23 protein-coding genes are annotated in these 17,107 nt (G+C 64.5%); 2 read left to right on the top strand and 21 right to left on the bottom strand.

The genetic code is table 11. The features are described 5' to 3' along the window. Positions 1-28: 28 nt before the first annotated feature. The 13 genes from K9D25_RS17195 to K9D25_RS17140 all read right to left on the bottom strand — a co-directional run bounded on the left by K9D25_RS17195 (position 29) and on the right by K9D25_RS17140 (position 10,223). Complete coding sequence (locus K9D25_RS17195) at positions 29-1,981, bottom strand: hypothetical protein (protein WP_244376677.1); 1,953 nt, start codon at positions 1,979-1,981, stop codon at positions 29-31. Next, the gene (locus tag K9D25_RS17190) at positions 1,954-3,687 is read right to left on the bottom strand and encodes a terminase large subunit (protein ID WP_244376676.1); all 1,734 of its coding nucleotides are present in this window, start codon (positions 3,685-3,687) and stop codon (positions 1,954-1,956) included. The genes K9D25_RS17195 and K9D25_RS17190 overlap by 28 nt, the downstream gene beginning before the upstream one ends. Beyond that, entirely contained in the window at positions 3,650-4,054 is a 405-nt protein-coding gene (locus K9D25_RS17185) for a phage terminase small subunit P27 family (protein WP_244376675.1), read from the bottom strand. Before K9D25_RS17185 ends, K9D25_RS17190 begins: the two co-directional genes overlap by 38 nt. A gap of 2 nt (positions 4,055-4,056) precedes the next feature. Then, complete coding sequence (locus K9D25_RS17180) at positions 4,057-4,377, bottom strand: phage head closure protein (protein ID WP_244376674.1); 321 nt, start codon at positions 4,375-4,377, stop codon at positions 4,057-4,059. Further along, complete coding sequence (locus K9D25_RS17175; RefSeq protein ID WP_244376673.1) at positions 4,377-4,790, bottom strand: DUF3168 domain-containing protein; 414 nt, start codon at positions 4,788-4,790, stop codon at positions 4,377-4,379. Before K9D25_RS17175 ends, K9D25_RS17180 begins: the two co-directional genes overlap by 1 nt. After that, entirely contained in the window at positions 4,778-5,140 is a 363-nt protein-coding gene (locus K9D25_RS17170) for an HK97-gp10 family putative phage morphogenesis protein (protein WP_244376845.1), read from the bottom strand. Before K9D25_RS17170 ends, K9D25_RS17175 begins: the two co-directional genes overlap by 13 nt. After that, a complete protein-coding gene (locus K9D25_RS17165) occupies positions 5,130-5,441 on the bottom strand; it encodes a head-tail connector protein (protein ID WP_244376844.1) in 312 nt (103 codons plus the stop codon). Before K9D25_RS17165 ends, K9D25_RS17170 begins: the two co-directional genes overlap by 11 nt. Positions 5,442-5,593: 152 nt before the next feature. After that, complete coding sequence (locus tag K9D25_RS25090; RefSeq protein ID WP_432207955.1) at positions 5,594-5,773, bottom strand: HNH endonuclease signature motif containing protein; 180 nt, start codon at positions 5,771-5,773, stop codon at positions 5,594-5,596. Positions 5,774-6,115: 342 nt separating this feature from the next. After that, positions 6,116-6,496: a hypothetical protein gene (locus K9D25_RS17160; protein ID WP_244376843.1), complete on the bottom strand. Its 381-nt coding sequence runs from the start codon at positions 6,494-6,496 to the stop codon at positions 6,116-6,118. 93 nt (positions 6,497-6,589) lie between these two features. Next, positions 6,590-8,131, bottom strand: a complete 1,542-nt coding sequence (locus tag K9D25_RS17155; RefSeq protein WP_244376842.1) for a phage major capsid protein — start codon at positions 8,129-8,131, stop codon at positions 6,590-6,592. Next, positions 8,121-8,516 carry a gene transfer agent family protein gene (locus K9D25_RS17150; RefSeq protein ID WP_244376841.1) on the bottom strand — a complete coding sequence of 132 codons (396 nt, stop codon included), beginning with the start codon at positions 8,514-8,516 and terminating at the stop codon, positions 8,121-8,123. Before K9D25_RS17150 ends, K9D25_RS17155 begins: the two co-directional genes overlap by 11 nt. Further along, positions 8,506-9,696 (bottom strand): phage portal protein, encoded by a 1,191-nt coding sequence (locus tag K9D25_RS17145; RefSeq protein ID WP_244376840.1) that lies wholly within the window; start codon positions 9,694-9,696, stop codon positions 8,506-8,508. The genes K9D25_RS17150 and K9D25_RS17145 overlap by 11 nt, the downstream gene beginning before the upstream one ends. Further along, positions 9,693-10,223: a hypothetical protein gene (locus K9D25_RS17140; protein ID WP_244376839.1), complete on the bottom strand. Its 531-nt coding sequence runs from the start codon at positions 10,221-10,223 to the stop codon at positions 9,693-9,695. The genes K9D25_RS17145 and K9D25_RS17140 overlap by 4 nt, the downstream gene beginning before the upstream one ends. A gap of 328 nt (positions 10,224-10,551) precedes the next feature. On the opposite strand from K9D25_RS17140, the gene K9D25_RS17135 reads away from it, so the two are divergent. Then, positions 10,552-10,884: a hypothetical protein gene (locus K9D25_RS17135; RefSeq protein ID WP_244376838.1), complete on the top strand. Its 333-nt coding sequence runs from the start codon at positions 10,552-10,554 to the stop codon at positions 10,882-10,884. A gap of 103 nt (positions 10,885-10,987) precedes the next feature. On the opposite strand, the gene K9D25_RS17130 is transcribed toward K9D25_RS17135, so the two are convergent. The 8 genes from K9D25_RS17130 to K9D25_RS17095 all read right to left on the bottom strand — a co-directional run bounded on the left by K9D25_RS17130 (position 10,988) and on the right by K9D25_RS17095 (position 16,565). Further along, on the bottom strand, positions 10,988-11,194 hold the full coding sequence (locus K9D25_RS17130) for a hypothetical protein (RefSeq protein WP_244376837.1): 207 nt from the start codon (positions 11,192-11,194) through the stop codon (positions 10,988-10,990). A gap of 270 nt (positions 11,195-11,464) precedes the next feature. Further along, a complete protein-coding gene (locus K9D25_RS17125; RefSeq protein WP_244376836.1) occupies positions 11,465-13,153 on the bottom strand; it encodes a YfjI family protein in 1,689 nt (562 codons plus the stop codon). Then, positions 13,137-13,385 carry a hypothetical protein gene (locus K9D25_RS17120; protein WP_244376835.1) on the bottom strand — a complete coding sequence of 83 codons (249 nt, stop codon included), beginning with the start codon at positions 13,383-13,385 and terminating at the stop codon, positions 13,137-13,139. Before K9D25_RS17120 ends, K9D25_RS17125 begins: the two co-directional genes overlap by 17 nt. 75 nt (positions 13,386-13,460) lie before the next feature. Further along, on the bottom strand, positions 13,461-14,045 hold the full coding sequence (locus K9D25_RS17115) for a hypothetical protein (protein ID WP_244376834.1): 585 nt from the start codon (positions 14,043-14,045) through the stop codon (positions 13,461-13,463). Continuing rightward, positions 14,045-14,281 carry a helix-turn-helix transcriptional regulator gene (locus K9D25_RS17110; protein ID WP_432207888.1) on the bottom strand — a complete coding sequence of 79 codons (237 nt, stop codon included), beginning with the start codon at positions 14,279-14,281 and terminating at the stop codon, positions 14,045-14,047. Before K9D25_RS17110 ends, K9D25_RS17115 begins: the two co-directional genes overlap by 1 nt. A 125-nt stretch (positions 14,282-14,406) precedes the next feature. Then, positions 14,407-15,576: a tyrosine-type recombinase/integrase gene (locus tag K9D25_RS17105; protein WP_244376832.1), complete on the bottom strand. Its 1,170-nt coding sequence runs from the start codon at positions 15,574-15,576 to the stop codon at positions 14,407-14,409. 224 nt (positions 15,577-15,800) lie between these two features. Continuing rightward, complete coding sequence (locus tag K9D25_RS17100; RefSeq protein ID WP_244376831.1) at positions 15,801-16,052, bottom strand: helix-turn-helix domain-containing protein; 252 nt, start codon at positions 16,050-16,052, stop codon at positions 15,801-15,803. 6 nt (positions 16,053-16,058) lie between these two features. After that, entirely contained in the window at positions 16,059-16,565 is a 507-nt protein-coding gene (locus K9D25_RS17095) for a hypothetical protein (protein ID WP_244376830.1), read from the bottom strand. Positions 16,566-16,707: 142 nt separating this feature from the next. Between K9D25_RS17095 and K9D25_RS17090 the strand changes: the two genes are divergently transcribed. After that, positions 16,708-17,079, top strand: a complete 372-nt coding sequence (locus K9D25_RS17090) for a chlorophyllide reductase (protein WP_244376829.1) — start codon at positions 16,708-16,710, stop codon at positions 17,077-17,079. Positions 17,080-17,107: the final 28 nt, after the last annotated feature.

The raw sequence follows: 17,107 nt of genomic DNA, 5'->3' as shown, positions 1-17,107 counted from the left end.
CCAGACCCTCGTGAGCCTGGCGCCAACCTCACGCCGTCTGCCTCCGAAGGCCGTAGGACCGCTCCAAAGCCTGCGCGCCACGGCCACGCCCCTGCGCTTGGCTCACCATTTCGTCTTCGACCAGCTTGCGCACCGTCGCGGCGATGTTGATTGCCCCATCGGCGCCGCGGCTCTGACGCACATCGGCGGTCTGCCCCGGCAAGGTCTGCACCGATACGTTGACCACCGGCATGCCGCCTGCGCCGCGCGCCACATCGCCGGACCTGATCTGCGGCAGGGTGGGTGCCACCAGCCCGCCGCTGGAGAAGCCGGCCAGGCGGTCCAGGAACCCCACACCAAGCTCGCGGGTACGATCGGCCGGAATCACGTACTCACCACGATGCACCACGCCAGCCGGCTGATACTTGCCACCGGAGCCGGTGTAGCCGCCACCCGCGAAGCCGAACAGCTTGCCGAGTGAACCTGCCTGCGTGGTGCCGGGACTGCCCAGCAGGCCAGTCAGCGCATTCTGTAGCCCGATTTCGATGACCTTATCGAGGACACGATTCAGCGCGTTCGACAGGGCATCTGCTGCGGAGATACCGTTGCGCAGGTCCGAGACGAACCCGCCCAGCACATCATAGGCGGTGCCGCGCACCTCATCCATCGTCTCAGCAAGCGCGGCCTGTGACGCTGCCTGTGCCTCCAGGGCAGATGCTGCCTGACCCGAACGCTGGGCAAGGTCATCGATCTTCGCCACATAGTCAGGCGTGAGCGTGATGCCGGCGCGGGTTAGCTCGTTGATGAGTTCCTGCTTGACGCGGAGCGCTTCTGCCGCCGCGGTCGTCATGCCAAGCGCCTGCTGCTCTACCCCCATCTGAGTGATCCGCTGCTCCGCCGAGAGCACGATCGACTGATATGCCTTCGCCAACTGGTCCGCCGCGGTGCTGGCGGGAGTCTTGACCTGGGACAAATCTCCCATGCCGGAACCCATGCTCGGATTGACCGTCACGCGCGGCGGGCGGCTGTCGAGTTGCGACTGCAGGCCAGCAGCCTCGGCCAGCCGGCGATCGATGCCCTCCTGGCCACCCCCAAGCGCGAAGGCGGCGGAGGACTTCTTCATATTCTCCGCGGCTGCGATCAGAAGGTCGATGCGCCGCTGAAGCGTCGCCGACGACTGCTGTTCTGTGGCGTTCAGCATATCGGAGAAGGTGCGCATCTCCGCCACGACGGCAACTATCGCGCCCTTCAGGTTGGTGCCGATCGTCGTGGATAGCTTCGCGAATTGGCGGTCGATCTCGACGGCGCGCTGGATGAGCTCGGCGTCCAGCACGTTGCCGGTGTCCCGCGCTTCCTGCCGCATCTTCGCGATGTAACCGTTTCCCTGGTCGAGAAGGCGCACGAACTGCTCGCCACCGGTACCGCCGAAGAGCTCGTCCGCGATGCGTATCTGACTCGCCTTGTCCAGCCGGCCAAGCTTTTCGATGATGTCTTCGAACAGGGCAGCCGGATCCCGCAGCTTCTCCTTGAGTTCGGCGGCGCCGTACCCGAGCCGCTGGAATGCCTCCGCCCCGCCGCCTGCCCCGGTGACGATGAACTCGTCGGCCCGGAGTTGCATTTCCTTCAAGCCGTCAGTGAGCGCGTCAAAGTTTACCAGCGCGCCTTTGGCCGCATATCCAAGCTCTTGGAATGCCTCGACGGCGACGCCGGCCTTCTGTGCCTCGGCGGCGATCTGGGCAAGGTCAGCAGCGGCAGTCTTGGCGCCTGCGAACAGGCCTGCAATGCCAACTCCGCCCAGGCCGAACGCGCCGAGCGATGTGGCAGCCGAGCGGCCGATGGCTTCGAACCGGGACTCCAGTCGCTTTGTCGCCTGGCCGGCGCGTCGCTCGATCTTGCCGAAGTTGTCGTTGGCGGCAGCGCTGGCGCGTGCCATGCCCTTTTCGAGTTTGTCGACGCGTGCCAGGACCTCGACAGTTAGCTTCTTGGATTCGGGGTTAGCCACGGCATAAGCTCCTGCGGCGATAGAGTGGTGTATCGGTGCCCGTCATTCGCCATGGCGCGGCCAACAGCCATGATGGCGGCCACTGCCGGGTCAATGCGGTCGGTGGATTTCTTCTTGTTCGGCCGACGGTTCTCAGACGCGTCGGCGTCAAGCACCACGTTTCCGACGGCCCATCGCAGCACGGGGTTGCCGCCGTGCAGCAGCCGTCGCTCCATGAATGCCGTCTCGAACTCGGTGACGGGCCGGGCGAAGGTGGCCAGCCGCTGCGGGAACTCCACCACCGGCAGGCCGTCGGCATCGAGGGATCGCATCATTTCGCCGGCCGACCACGGATCGAAGTTTATTTCCTGAACGTCCAGATGCGCGCACAGGGCTCGAATGCGCTCCTCGATCATGCCGCGGTCGATCACATCACCTGGGCATGCGGTGAGGAAGCCCTGCTCCTGCCAGAGCGGGTACGGCGCGCTGTCCAAGTCCGCTCGTCTGCGTATGCCCTCTTCGGGGCAGAATGCCTCGACGTGCAGGACGTGCCGGCCGTCGGGCACCTCAATGCAAGCCGCAATGGCGGATAGGTCGATGCGCTTCGACAGGTCAACGGCGAGGTAGGCCTTGGCGCCTTTCAGCGCTTCCAGGTCATAGGTCTCGCTGTTTTCGTCCCATATTGCCAAGTCCCAGGCCGGTTCGGCAGCGCCGTCGAGCCACACGTTAAGATGCAGCTGGCGGAACATCTCACGATCGGCGGGCCGGTGCTGGGCTTCCCGCACCATCTGCCGCAGGCCGTCGAGATCGGGATAAGGCGGCTCGCAGGACAGGCCGGGGTTAACACGGTGCCACACGGCCTCGTCGCGCCAATCCTCGTCAGGCTCGGCCTCGAACAGGATAGGCAGGAAAGCCTCGTCCTCGATCGCGCCCGTCGCCACCTGCCGGGCATACGCGTACATGTCGTACGCCACATTCTCCCGCCCGATGCCGGCCGTGGTAGTGATGACCAGCAAGCTGCCGGGGGTCTTCACCAGGCCGGTTTTGATCGCGTCCCACAGGTCGCGCTTTTTCCAGGCATGGAGCTCATCGACCAACGCGAAGACCGGAGTCCGACCATGGGCGGTTGCGGCATCGGCCGACATTGCTCGGTAGAAAGCGCCTGACTTTTTGTGGGTGATGCGGCTCTTCGTATCCTGCGGATGCATCGCCTCGGCGAGCCGCGGATGTGCGCCGATGACGCCGGTCATTTCCTCGAAGGCAATGCGGGCCTGGTCGCGATCCACCGCGGCCGACACCACCTGGGAGCGCGGGATGCGCTCCGGTCCAAGGTGAAGAAGCGCCAGCGCCGCGCCGAGCGTCGTTTTCCGATTGCCGCGCGGAATGAGGGCGAAGACCGTCTTGATGCGCCGCGTACCGTCCGGCCGGGTGTCGCCGTAGACCCTGCGGATTAGCCTTTCGGCCCAGCGATCCAGCTGAAACCCCCGGCCCGGTAAGCTGCTCTTGGGGTGCTTCAGCGCGCGAATGAAGCGGACGGCGCGCTCGCCTTTGCCGTGCGGGTCGGGGATGGGGGAGTCGTCGAAGAGCCAGGCGGGATGGGACGCAACGGCGGATTCCGCCGTTACGTCTAAACTGGCCAGAATCTGCCCAGTTTCTTTGGGGTGTGAAAGTGCCAACGAGTTGGCACTTTCAGATATCCCCAAGGTCGTCGGCAGGGTCGTTTCCAACGGCGCCCCCCTTATTCTTCCCGCGGCTGGCCGGGGTGCCGCCGAGCTCGATCAGCAGCCGACGCGCGGCCTCCTGGTGTTCCTTGAGGATCGCCGTCGCGGGGTGTCGCTGCGGGCCGCGTGTGCCCATGATCACCAGCCCCTCGCGGGCGATGATCTCCTCCGCCTCGCGGATGCGGGCGACGCTGATGCAATAGGACTCGACGCTCTGGAGCTCGTGCACCGCCAGCTTGCGGTCGTTCACCAGGATCGGAACCAGTCGTTTCCATTCTGCCTTGGCATAGGCCGGAAGCCATTTCGGAGCGGCAGGCGCCTTGTCCAGCGCGCCGTCTACGGCGGTGATTTCCGCCTTTCGTCCACGGGCCATTCTCAGGCTCCTTTCGCGACGCAGCGCAGTTCCAAACCGCGGCGCCGGCCGATTTCCTTGATGTCCTTGATGTCGAACGTTACGCCGCCCGCCACGACGCGATCGGCCAGCGTCACCCCATCGATCCAGCGGGTGCGGAACACGGTGACGTTCTCGGAGGAGGCGCCGAAGCTCTTGAAGAACTCGGTGGTGCTGGCCTCGACGACCTGCGCCCGCATCGGCGCGGCGAGAGGCGTCCAGCTGTAGACGGGCGTGCCGAACTCATCGACGACATGCGTGCCGCGCTCGATGGTGATGGTGCGATCCAGCTTGCCGGCGCGCATCACAGTTCCTCCGCGAACAAGGTGACGCTCACCACCGCGTGGGCATGCTCACCATCCGGGTCGCGAAAGTAGCGACAATCCTGCGCCATGATGGAAAGCGAGTAACCCTGCGCCTCAACATCAAGGCCGCGGAGCGCACGCTGCACGGCGCCAGCGATAGTCTTGCACTGCGCCAGGCCTGGCTCCTTAGTCCACACGTGAATGTCGCTGTAGACCTCCCAGGCCTCGATGCATTGCGCGCTGGCGTCGACCGTGTAGCCGTCGCCGACAATGATCAGAGGCGTGACCTCCGGGCGGGAGTTTCGATCCAGGATATTGCCGGCCGGTACCAGCGAGGTGACGCTGCCAGATGCCACGAGCACGGCGCGGATAGCGGCCTGGGCCGCGAGTGACGGCTCGCTCATTTCGACCATGCCTCTCGGATTGCCTTGCCGATCGCGCGGTCTATGCGGCGCCGGACTCTATTCTTGAGGGTGTTGACGGCTGGCCAGAAAAACCGGTGCTGACTGTTCGTGGCGGTTCCGTATTCTTGGAACAGCGCGGCCTCGTCATCGGCGACGACCGTCACCGCGAGGTCTACCGGGCCGGGTTCCGTATGGATGCTGGCGGCAAGCTCGCCGGTCTCTTCGGGGGCCAGGTACTTGGCCCGCGCCACGATCTCATCGGCGCCGACCTGCACGGCCGGCCGGACCTTGTCCCGCACCTCGCGGGGGATGGCCTTGAACGCCTTCTCGAGGGCTACTAGGTCGCGATTACGAGCCATCGACATACCCCGTCAGGTAGTCCCGGCGCGTCGCAATCACGTCGCGCACGCCAAGCGGCACGGATGCGATGGCAAGGCCGACGACCGTGGCCTCGCGGTTCTCGTAGGCGTGGGCCATCAGCTGCAGAACCGCCTCGATCAGGTCGGCCGGCGCGGTCTCGAAACGGTCTTCGATCGCATAGCCCAGCCAGCCCTCGAGCAGCGCCTGGGCCGAGTCGATCTTTGCGGAGATGAGGTCATCATCGTCTTCTTCGGTGACGCCAAGATGCTTTTTTGCAAGCGATAGGTCGACTATGGCCATGCTTGTGTTCCTCTGCAATGCGCAGAGCGCATGCTGAATCAAGGCCATCGGGCCTTACGAAATCTGGATTGGGACGAATTGCTCGCTGGATAGCGGCGGGTGGTCGGGAGGGCGAGGCAAAAGTCGCCAACCACCCCCGGTATGCCATGCGATTAGCGCATGCCTCGACCGAATGCCTGGGTGCGTGCGGTAATGCGTGAGTGACAAGACCGGCAAAGACATTGCAGATTTGCAACGTCAAGCCTCAAGTCTGGTCGCTCACGCACCGATATGAGATGATGCACTTCGGCTGATGGCTCGCCGCAGGTGCAGGTGGGGTGCTCCGCTAGCATCCGCTTCCGCAATTGCTGCCACGCATGATCATACCCACGCGCTGCAGCGCTGGGGCGTGCCGCGTCGGCCTTGGCTACGCGCTCACGGCGGGCCGCCACCTGACACACACAGGTCTCGCCGCGCTCGACGAGCCGGCCGCAAGAGCAGAGACGTTTCATGGATTTGCCCGCAGGTTAACTCGCCGGCAGTCGTCCCCATCCGATTGAAAAGACGCTGCCGACGAGTGCTGGACTTGTAACGACCTTGACCCCTGGTGTCCCATTACGGGTGGCGGCGGGGAGGTCTACTTCCCGTTGTTGGACGGCCCAGCGCCGCCCTCATTGGATAGCCGCCGGATTGGATCAGGCCACCGGAGCCGAAGCCGGATCGCCCTTGATGGCGACGGCGCCGAGCGCAATCGAAGTGCCTCCCGCCTTGGTGATCGCCAGCCGGGCGTACCGCTTGAAGCCGATGTAGCCGACCTTGTAGGCGCTCGCCGCCACCAGCGTGGCCGGCACGGTGCCGAGCACCGCCGAGGCAGCGGCGTCGGTGAAGGTCGAACCGTCATCCGACTCCTGCACTTTGATGCCGAAGTCGCCCGATCCGACGATCGCCCCGGTGTTGATGGCGAAGGCGACGCGGTTGAAGCCCTTCAGGTCCACCGCGATGCCATCAGCGGCGGCGGACTGCACGGCCGGCGCGATGGCCGGGACGATGCCGATATTGGAAACGAGATCGCGCATTTGCGCTCCTGTAAAACGCAAACGACCACCCGAAGGTGGCCGCTCGCTGGGGATGGGGATGAGGAAAGTGGAACAAGATGTTCCACTTTTGCGTCAGGACGTCGCCATTTTGAGTTTGCGAAACTTTGCCGGCTGCAGGACACGGCCGCCGACGCGGCGGGTCGCGTGGTATCGGGTCAGCCCGTTGGTCGCGAGGAGGTAGGGGTTGACCAGGATCGAGAGGCCGACGCGGTCTACGATGCGGTAGCCCGAGAAGTCGCCATACAGAATGGGGAACGTGCCATCCGCGACGTCCGGCATGTCCAAGAACTCGACGACGGGGCGACCGAGAATGCTCTCCGGCTGGCCGGCCTGGTACGACGGCTGCCAGAGATAATTGCCCTGCCCATCCTTCAGCTTGCGGATGGTCGCGAGCGTCGTGCCATTCATGGCCCAAGTGCCAGCGTTCCGGTACGTGGCGGGCATCGCGTACATCAACGAAATCAGCGCATCAGCCGAGAGGTTCGTCGCGTGGCCATTGGCCGTGAAACTGATGCCCGCGTGGCTCATGATGCCTTCCGGCTCCAGCACGCCATTGCCATTCACAAATGCGGTCGCCTCCTTCGCCCCGAAGTCTTCCGAAAGGGCGAGATTGACTTCGGATTCGACGCTGCCGGCGCTGTCCGCGATCAGCTGGTTGGAGATGTCCACATAGGTGTTGACCTCCTTCACGGCGATTTCAGCCTGGCCGAAGGCCGGCTCGCTGCCCTCCTGCGCCTGGCCCTCCCCCTTCCACTTAGCGTTGGTGATGCCGGTCCTGGTCGGATAGATAACGCTGGGCGAGCCCGTCGAGCGGACGCTCGCAAGGGCGCGGATGGGGCTGTATTCCACCAGGTTGCGGAGGAACTCCGTCGACATCTCCGCGGGGGCAAGGTATCCGCCCTGGGGATCGGACGACACCGTCAGCGTCTTCAGTTCCTCGGCCGGAGCTTCCTTGCCGTGGCGGAGGTAGGCGGCGAACGCCTTGCGTTCCACCGAAGGCTCGGGGCGGGTATCGCCAGCCGGACGGGAGGCCTTCGCCTCGAGCTTGTCGAGACGGGCGGCCAGGGCGGTGGTGTCGGCCTTGGTCTCGAGCTCGGTGAGCTTGGCGGTAATAGCTTCGATCGCCTTGGTATCCACGGCGCCTTCGGTGACCACGTCGGTCATGGTTAGTTCCTTGATTTGAGAGATCCGCGCGCCCGGATGGGCCGGCACGGCGACGATGGAAATTTCGACCAGGTCGAGGTCGGTAATCGTCCGGCCACCACCTCGGCGGGGTGCGGACTTCTTCGTGAGAAAGCCGACGGACAGGCCGCTGACAGCTTTGGTCTGGAGCATCGCTCGCACTTCGGCGGCGCGGGCCACGTCGTTGACGAGAAGTTTGCCCGTGACCGTCAGGCCGTCCGCGCCAGCACGAATGCCGGTCCAGGAGCCGACGACCTGCGACTGATCATGGGCGAACAACATCGGGAGCGGCGGCACTGCCTTCGCGAAGGCTTCGGGGGTGATGACATCCCCGACACGATCAGGGCTGGAGAAGTCCCATGCCCTGCCGGTTACGAGGCCGGCGTCGTCGACATCGAACGCGGCCTTGCATTCGATGCGGTCAGGCTGCATCTGCCACCTCGTCAGTCCACACGGCATCGCTTTCGCTGATGCCGAACAGGGCCGCCGAGAGCGTCAGCGCGGCGAGGTCGGCGTACTGCCCCGGCCCGTTGCGGTTGATGGCCGCGGCGATCTCGGGAGCGGTAGCGCGGCGTTCGCCCGTCGGTTGCGGCGCGCCTAACTTCGCGATGATCCGCTCCATCGGCGTCGGCCCATGCAGCGCAAACGAGAGCACCAACTCGACGTCGTTGGTGGACCATGTGCCCGCCTCGAATTTCTTCAACACGGCATAGGCGCTGCCGCCCAGCACCGCGTCCAAGATCGAAAGGCTGTCGCGGCGAACAGTGAGGCGGTGTTCATGGCCGCTGATGGTCGCGCTGATCGAATTAACTAGCATTCGCGTCTCCTGCCGCGCTCGGCGGCTTTGCGGTGGTTATTGCGGGATTGATGAAGGCGTCGCCCGCCGGGTAGGCTGGGAGGCCCTCCCAGGCTCGCGCTTCATTGGGGTTGAGCACGCGTGCCGAGATGAGCGACGAGTAGGCGGTCGCGCGTGCGCCGAGATCGGCCCTGGTGAGGTCGTCACGGTCGATGGAAATCCGCAAAATATTGCGGAATTCAGGCTCGATCAGCGCCCTGCCGAAGGCGCTTTCAACGGCGCGAAGCCATGGCTCCAGACAGTAAGTCAGGAACTCTTTGCCCATTTGCTCAGAGTTTGACCACGTGGCGCGGTCAAGTTCATAAAGCATCGAAGGTGGCACGCGGAATGCGCGTGCAATTTCGATGTTCTGGAACTTGCGGTTCTCGAGGAACTGCGCATCCGTACTGTTGATGATGCCGGGATTCCACTTCCCGCCGTTCAACAAAACTGCCGTGTTGCCGGACTTTGACGCTCCGTCATGCGTCTCATGCCAGCTTTTTAGCAGGGAAATCAGTCCCTTCTCCGGCAGGTCGCCGGGGATCTCCAGGATGCCGCCGGGTCGCGCACCGCGGGCGAATAGGCCCGCCGCGTGTTTCTCCATGGCCGCCGCCGCGCCGATCGCCTCGGCGGCCAGCGAGACGGGGCAGCGGTCGAAGGGGCCGCGCACATGCACGATGTCGCTGGCCGCGATGGGTTGGCCGGCCAGCCTGTACGAGGGCTCGCGGGTCACGCCGTCATACTGAACGTCGATTTGCCCGACCTGCGGCTGGATGATCTCAATCGGCCTGCCGTCGCTGGAGCGGCCGATATAAGCCAGGCCCCCGCGGTCATTGACGAGGGCCTGCGCGACGAGGTCTCGCACCAATTCCCAGCCGTCCAGCCATTCATTCGCCGCGCCGGTCAGCAGCTTGTGGGCGGGATGGTCGGTGGCATCGGTATGCGTGCCGGCCTCGTCGACCCGCTTGACGGTGATGGGCAGCGTCGCCGCTGCCTCGCTGATGACGCGCACCGCTGCCGCTACCGCTGGCACCCGGAGGGCGGCAGGGCCGGAGATGGCCGTAGCGCCCGTGGTGATGCCGAACAGCGCGAGCAATTCAGGGTCCGGCGCGGCGAGGCTCTTGGTCTCGACGGGGGCGCGGCGGTTGAAAGGCCAAATCATTCGGCAACCCCTGCCAGGCCGCGGCCGATGCGGTGAAGCAGCCGGCCGGGTAGGGTGCGCGCGCTGGTGATGCCGTCGGCGTCATCGGGTGACCAGGTAGAGCCGGCCGCGGTGAAGATCTCTTCCAGCGGATCGTCGAGGCATGAGTGGCGGACGACCACTGCATCAGGCGCGTGTACGGTGATGCTGGCCTTCGCGGTCAGCACCGAGGTCGGTGTGAGGAAGTCCGGGCCGCCCGCCGATACGAGCATGCGGCCAATGTAGTCGCCGACGGGCATGCCCTCGTGGCGATAGTCGGACATGGTCGCGGCGAGACGGGCGGCTTCGACCAGCGGCCGGTCAATGAGCAGAGCCAGTATCAGGCGCGAAACCTGGGCCGCATTGACAAGAGCCGGGAGTCTGCCGCCAGGCGAGCGGGAAAGCTCACCGAGCTCCTGAAGGCGACGCGCCTGCATATTGACGTGGTGCGGAGAGAGTTCGGTGGCGGTCGCGACGACGTCGACAACCGCCGAAAGCGCGTAGCGCATCGGGGATCCTCTCGTCGCGACGGCGCGCGACTATGTTGATGGGAAATAAAAAAGCCGCCCGGAGGCGGCTGCTGGACGAGACGACGGGCGCCTCAATCTCGGCGGGGCTGAAACCAACCCCTTCATATAGTCCGCACGCGACGCCAGTTCGGTCATGACCACTGGGCGGCACGCAATGACGGTGCCTTTGGGAATTGCACCCCTTCATATAACCCGCACGGCGAACGGTTCCGGTTATAACCAACGTCACGCAGCGGTGATCTCCTACATATACCCGCTTGCGGCGGCGATTTGGTCACCACCAACTATGAAGAGTGGGAGGGGGGAAGTGCGCGCCGCCAACACCGGGCGTAGCGCTTCCGCTCTGGAAGCGCCAAGCGTCTCCGACATCGGGCTGACCCACAAGGACATTCACGAAGCGCGGCAACTGCGCGACGCCGGTCCTAGCCTGGCGATAGGTCTCAGGATTGCCAAATCCGGCGCGCTCGGCGACGATTTCGCGGGTCTCCGCGCCCTTCAATTCCGCAATATTTTGCGGATTATTTCGCCCTCTCCGCTCACCCAACTCACGCCGCACCGCCTCGGCAATCGCTACGCGCTCGCTGGGCGTAAAAGCTTCTCGCATCTCGTTTTCGTCATGCTCCCCGATGACGACAGATGAAATGTTGATGCGGCGCGCCTCGTGGGTATGTGCTCTGACTGCGGAATTTCCGCAGTCACAAGGCCGGCTCGGAGCGGTGCAACTGGGGGATTTTCCCAGATAGTCACCCCGCCGGCTGGCGCTGCATCTCGCTGGCGATATCGGCGTATACCGTGCCGTCCGGCCGGCGCACCAGCAGCACCAGCTCGGGTGTCCGGCCGAAGCCGGAGAAGGTGACGCCCACCGCCGTGCAGGCGTGGCGCTCGTCGCTGTCGGTGTACGGCTTGTAGGTGCCTTCCACGGGAGGGATGGCAATCGCGACCTGCTCCATGCGGGTCATTCCTTATCAGTTGTATCGTTGGAAATATGCAACCAACTGCTTCCGTTCTTAAATTCTCAAGGTGGGTGTCATAGGCACACAGACCTATATTTAGATACCACTTGGAACGGAATCAGGGGCATGTTAAGAACGTGAGAACGAGAGAGAATTATATATATAACTATATATATTCATTACTCTTTTTCGTTCTTACGAGTTGAGAACGGCGTGAGAATTCAAGAACGGCGCGTTCTCAAACCGGCTCGCCGTTCTCGGCCGTTCTTACGGCGTGAGAACGGCGAGGAGCTTCAACCGGCTGCCGCGGCCAGGCATTGGACGGCCAGCCAGGTCAGTGATTTGGCCGGCGTTTATCAGCCACTCAAGTGCCGCACGGAACTCGCGCATGTCAGCGCCACGGACGCCGTGCCGCTCCATCAGCTTCGATATCGGCAAGGTCTTATCGGGCGCCGCGTCGAGGGCGGCGACGATGGCCTTGCGGAGGGCTTCCGCGGGGCTGGCCGCCATATGCCGCCGGGCGCCGTCGGTGACGAGCGCGATGCTGGCGTGGACGATGGCCCACCCCCATTCGACGTCGTCGAGCGTGACGGCCGGCGCAGCGTGGTCGCGTGAGATGGCGCGGATGGTGGCGAGGCGGAGCGTGTTCTCGGCGGCGCGCCCGTTGATACCCATCTCGGTGGCGTTCCATGCCGGGTGGCGCTGCCACATGAACACCTGGCCCCACCTATGGTAGGCCTCGCCGTCCTCGCCACCGTCGAACGGCACGACAAGCTTTCCGGGAAGCAGCGCACCAGGGCCGGCTGGAACGCCCGTGTATGCGGCCTGCAGCGCGGCTATGAGCGTGGCCGGCGGCTTGCCGTCCCTATCCAGGCGCGGCGGGCGGACGTCCTGCGCCGGCGCGCTGGTGACGAACAGAAAGCGGTTGATGAAGCCGTCCGCCACCGAGGCCTCGCCGAGCCCGGCGAACAAGGTCTCAATGGTGGTCATCCCAAGCACGGTGAGCGCCGGGCCGTCGATGGGGTCGTCGGCCTTCTTGGCGTCCGCTGAGGCATATATGCGCCCGTCAAACTTGCTGTTCGCCTGATCATAGACGGCCAGCAGAAACTTGCGGATGGATGCCGCCGCCGACGATGCATGCCGGCCGTTGACGTCCTGCAACGTGATGCCGAACTCGTCCATGACGATGACGGTCGACGTGTTCTTGCGAAGAGTCCGCTCTATCGCCGCATAGGAGGTGTGGTCACCATTGGACACCACGCCCATGCGCCCCATGCCGTCGGCCAGGGCGCGGATGGCCTTCGGTGGGTGCCCCTTACCCCCCGCCGTGTCCAGGAGCGTGGTGGCGTACAGATTGATGCCGCCTCGCATCGGCGTCAGCACCTTCCGCCCGAACAGTCCAGCGAGCAGCGCGGACGCCGCCACCATTGATAGTTCCGGCGAGGGAATGATAGCCGTGGTGGTGATCCACTTCGCCACGTCGGCCAGTAGCCCGCCTGCCGCTTCCGGCGCGAGCGGATCGGCCATCATCGGTGGCGGGTCGGGAAGGCGGCGCTCGTTATCATTCGCGGCGTTCGGTGCGGCGAGTGGGATGTCGGTCGGATGCTCCGGCACGATGGATCGCACAATTAGGGCGTATGCTATCTGATCGTCGCCGGGCCGGCCGCATGCCTGCCGAACCTTCGGCTGCAATCGCCAATCGAGATACACCACGAAGCGTGCGCCAATGAGGCCGGGAATGGTATCAACGACGGCGCAAAGACGCGGGGCCTCGTCATCAACGGGCGGGTGCGATGGCAGGTCAAGCTCGTCGGCGAGAGCGGCTTCCCAGTCGGGAATGCCGACGCTGTCGAGCGGGGCAAGCATGATGTTGCCGCCAAAATCGAGGATGACATTTTCGAGTATAAGGCGGCGGGCTTCGGCGTCGGTGAGTTTACGTTCAGCGCTGGTGGACATGCGGGCCAGGGCCTCCCAGGGCGGCCATGGCCGCGGTCGCGATCTCGAATGCAGTAGCGGGGTCGATGGCCGCGGAACGCCGCTCACCGCGCTTCGGCGGCCAGGCTCGCAGCGTGCCGTCGGTGGCGCGCCGAATCTCGACGCCGAACAGGCGAACTGGTCCTAACTCGACGTCGACGAATCCAAGCAGGGGCGTTCCCGGCGGCGATGGCCGGACTGCAAGAAGGCGCATGTCTTCTCCTATCCCGCGCGGCCTGCCGGCGGGTGGTGATGGGTGGGTGGGGGAGGAAGGAGCTACGCGGCGGGGTTACGCCGCGTCGGCGATGGCGCGCGCTGGCCCATATGATCGAGCGATCTGGTAGGCGCAGCCGCCATCTTCTCTAACCTGCTGAGCAGATGAATAGGTCACACCGTCGATCCGAACGGAACGCCATGTGTAACCGGCCCGCCGCACAGGATCGAGCTCCTCGTATGCGGATTTGCGCCAGATACCGCTCGACCATGATTTGACTTGAATCGAAGTGAGTATTTCGTTTGAGAGGGGAAGTGCCCCTACGCGGCACATCCATTTGCGTGGATCCGCCCCTTTGATGATCCCACTTAGGTTCAGAACGCGAACGAGTTCATCTGTCCATTCAGGATGACGCTGCTGCGCTTCGCCCCATGGCCAGAATTCGCCATCGTCCAACTCGAGGCGGATTAGGAGCAACTCGCCGTTTCGATACGCTTCTTTAGAGAGCGACATTGTACGCTCGCCGCGGCTATCGGTTGTCGCCCAAAGGAAGTCAGGATCTGGCAGGCCTTGGATGAAGGAAGCGCCGCGACCGGGTCGAAGCTCGCCGGTGGCCAATATCCACGGCAGGTGCACGCTGGTGGTGAAGTGGTATACCATCACGCGGCCCTCCCATCCCGAGCCGCGATGCGGGCGTTGATCCAGGCCAGCACCTCGGCGCGGACGAAACCGATCCGGCGCTCGCCGAGTTGCACGGCTGCGGGGAATTGTCCGGCAGCCCGCAACGAATTGATGGCCGGCCGGGACAGGCTGGTCATTTCGGCGGCTGTCTTGATGGAGATGATGGGAGGAAGGTTGTCGTTCGCCGCGATAGCGGCGGCACTGCAAGTAGTCATTCGAACCCCGTTTCAATAGGGGTTGCGCTGTAGCCTGCGGGCCTCACATCGCCCGCCGAACGAGGTTATGCAAACGAACCTGCTCTAATATTAGGTGTCTGCGTCGGCAATGTCAACATGTAGTGCTATTCTTTCTCGTTGGCGCAAAATGCCGCCCAATCGTTCATCAGCGCTCGGCGCTTTTCGAGAGCGTCCTTCCGCCGATAAGCCGCCTCCACCCCCTGGATTGTGTGAGCCAGGGCCGCCTCGCACACCTCCCGCGGATAGGCGGTCGTGTCGCCGGCCCAGTCCCTGAAGCTGCTGCGGAAACCATGCTGGGTTGCCGGCTTTTTTGGCGCGGCGTGCCGTAGCGCCTTAACCAACGCGGTGTCCGATATTGGCCTACCCTCGCGCTCGCCTTCAAAAACGAGAGCGCCAGACCGGACGGCAGCCCGCTCTTTCAGAATGTCAACGGCGCGCGCGGGGAGGGGGACACGGTGCTCGACGCCGGCCTTCATTCGGTTCGCCGGGATCACCCACAAGGATTTATCGAGGTCGATCTCATCCCAGAGTGCGCCGCGTACCTCGCTGGAGCGGCCCGCCGTGAGGATCATGAATTCGAGCGCTCGCGCCGACGTCGCGCTGCTGCTCCGCAGGGCGGCGATCACAGTCGGAACATCGTGATAGTCGAGAGCAGCGTGGTGTCCGCGGGACAGCTTCTTCTGTTTCGGCAGCAGCTTGTCGAGGTTGCCCTTCCACGCCGCCGGGTTGTCGCCGCTGCGCAAGCCGCGGGCCTTCGCGTAGTCCAAGACGATCCCGATGCGAGAGCGCAAGCGGTCGGCCGTCTCGGGCCGCTCGGTCCAATGCGGCGTCAGGCACGATACGACGTCATCAACGGTGATGGCGCCGACGGACATCCCATGCAGCGGCTTGGCGTATTCCCGCAGCGTCATTTCCCATTGCTGCTTATGTTTCGCGTTCTTGGATTCCTGCGCTTTAAGCTCCAGCACCGCCTCCATCGCCTCGGCGAACGTGAGCTCCTTCTTCGGCTGGCGCGGGCGGGGGTCTTCGCCCCGTGCCAGGGCCTCTCTGATCGCGTTGGCCTTCTCGCGCGCGAGCTTTAGGCTGACCGGTGCCGTGCCCGCCCCATGCCCGCCGAGGCCGATCTCGCGGCGCTCGCTCCCGCGTCGCCAAATGAAAATCCAATTGCGGCTTCCGCCTTTCTGGATCCGCAACCAGAGGCCATCGCCATCCCCATAAACACCGGGCTTTGTGAGGGTTCGAATCCCGCTTTCGGTCAATTTGTGGCGTGGCACGTTATGACAATCCCGAGGATATGGCGGACACCGAATTTCTTCGACGCTTATCATAACGACAAAATTGACGATAGCGACTTTTACAGCAGTTTCAGTGACTAACGAGCGAAATTGTCAGTAAAAACGGCGGAGAGTAGGACTCCGTCTCCGCCATTCGCCATCGCTTCGGCGCTGTTCGCCAGCTGTGGCGCTTGCGTCCTTCCCCCGCCGCCATATGCCGAAGGCTATGAGCCATCCATTTCCGGCCTCCACGGCGCCGCCGTGATGTCGTCATCGGCTTCATAGCGGAGGATATCGCCCGGCTGGCAGTCCAGAGCGCGGCAGATCGCTTCCAGCGTGTCGAAGCGTATGCCTTTGACCTTGCCCTGCCTCAGCAGGCTGAGATTGGCTTCAGTGATGCCGATAGCGGCGGCGAGTTCCTTGGACTTCACATTGCGCCGGGTCAGCACCGCCGCGAGGCTCACTTTGATGGGCATGGCGGCTCAGACGAACTGGCTGTTTTCGTCGGCGATCACAGCGGCCTTCTCCATCGCCCAGGCCAGCGCGGCGATGACGCCGGCGAACAGCGCCAGGATCATCACATCGGAGCTGATGTCGAGGGCGATCTGCTTGCGACCGCCGTGCCACCCCTGCGCCAGAGTGAACAACAGGCCCGCGACCGGCTTGGCCAGCGCGCTCGCCCCGGCGCCCAGCGCGAAATCGCGCAACCCGGCAATGCCCTCTGGCGCAAAGGGGTGGCCGGCCGCGAACTGCGCGAGGCAGGCGCGCAGCCGGATCAGGCCCCAGCTGAGCGGCAGGAGATGCAGCAGCGCGGTGGCGATGCCCACCAGCCGCAGGGTCGGGCCGAAAGCCGCGTGCGGGGAGCCGGCCAGCCAGTAGAACACCGCCAGTGCCGGTAGCAGCGCCGCCAGCGCCAACGCCCCAATGTTCAAGGCGCGGAAGGCGCGACGGGTGGCCGGCGACAGGCCGATGATGGCCGCCGAACTCATGTCGCCTGCTTGGGCCGGGCTGGGCTGGCTTCTCATGCTTTCCCCCTGGATCGGGCTCATTATGTCCAGAAATTATTGTTTGACAATAAATTCTAGAGACAGCTAGGCTTCAATTATCGTCATACAATAACGGAGCCCGCTCATGAACGCCACATCCGCCGCGCTGCTGACGCTCGCCCTCGGCCTCGCTTTTCCCGCTCATGCCACTCCCTCCACGCCCAGCGGGGCGATCTCGGTCGCCCAGGTCGTCGATCTCCTCCAGCGCGCGCCGAAGGACAACGCCGCGCGCAACGCGGCGATGGCCTATCTCGCGGGTGTGGGGGAGGCCACCGGCCTGCTCGTGGCCGAGGCCGGGCGGCGGGGCGGCGTCACACTCACCTGCGCGCAGCCGCTCGGCATTTCCAGCGCGGCCGCTCTTGCCGCGCTTTCCAGCGTCGACCAGAAGAGCCGGGACAAAACCGCCGCGACGCCAATCCTCGTCGACGACATGCTGAGCCGCGCGGGCTGCCGCTAGCGGGCACGGGCGGGCGGCCGACGTGCTC

It is taken from the genome of Ancylobacter polymorphus (assembly GCF_022836935.1).
GTDB classification, from domain to species: domain Bacteria; phylum Pseudomonadota; class Alphaproteobacteria; order Rhizobiales; family Xanthobacteraceae; genus Ancylobacter; species Ancylobacter polymorphus_A.
This window is presented reverse-complemented; position numbering and strand designations above follow the sequence as displayed.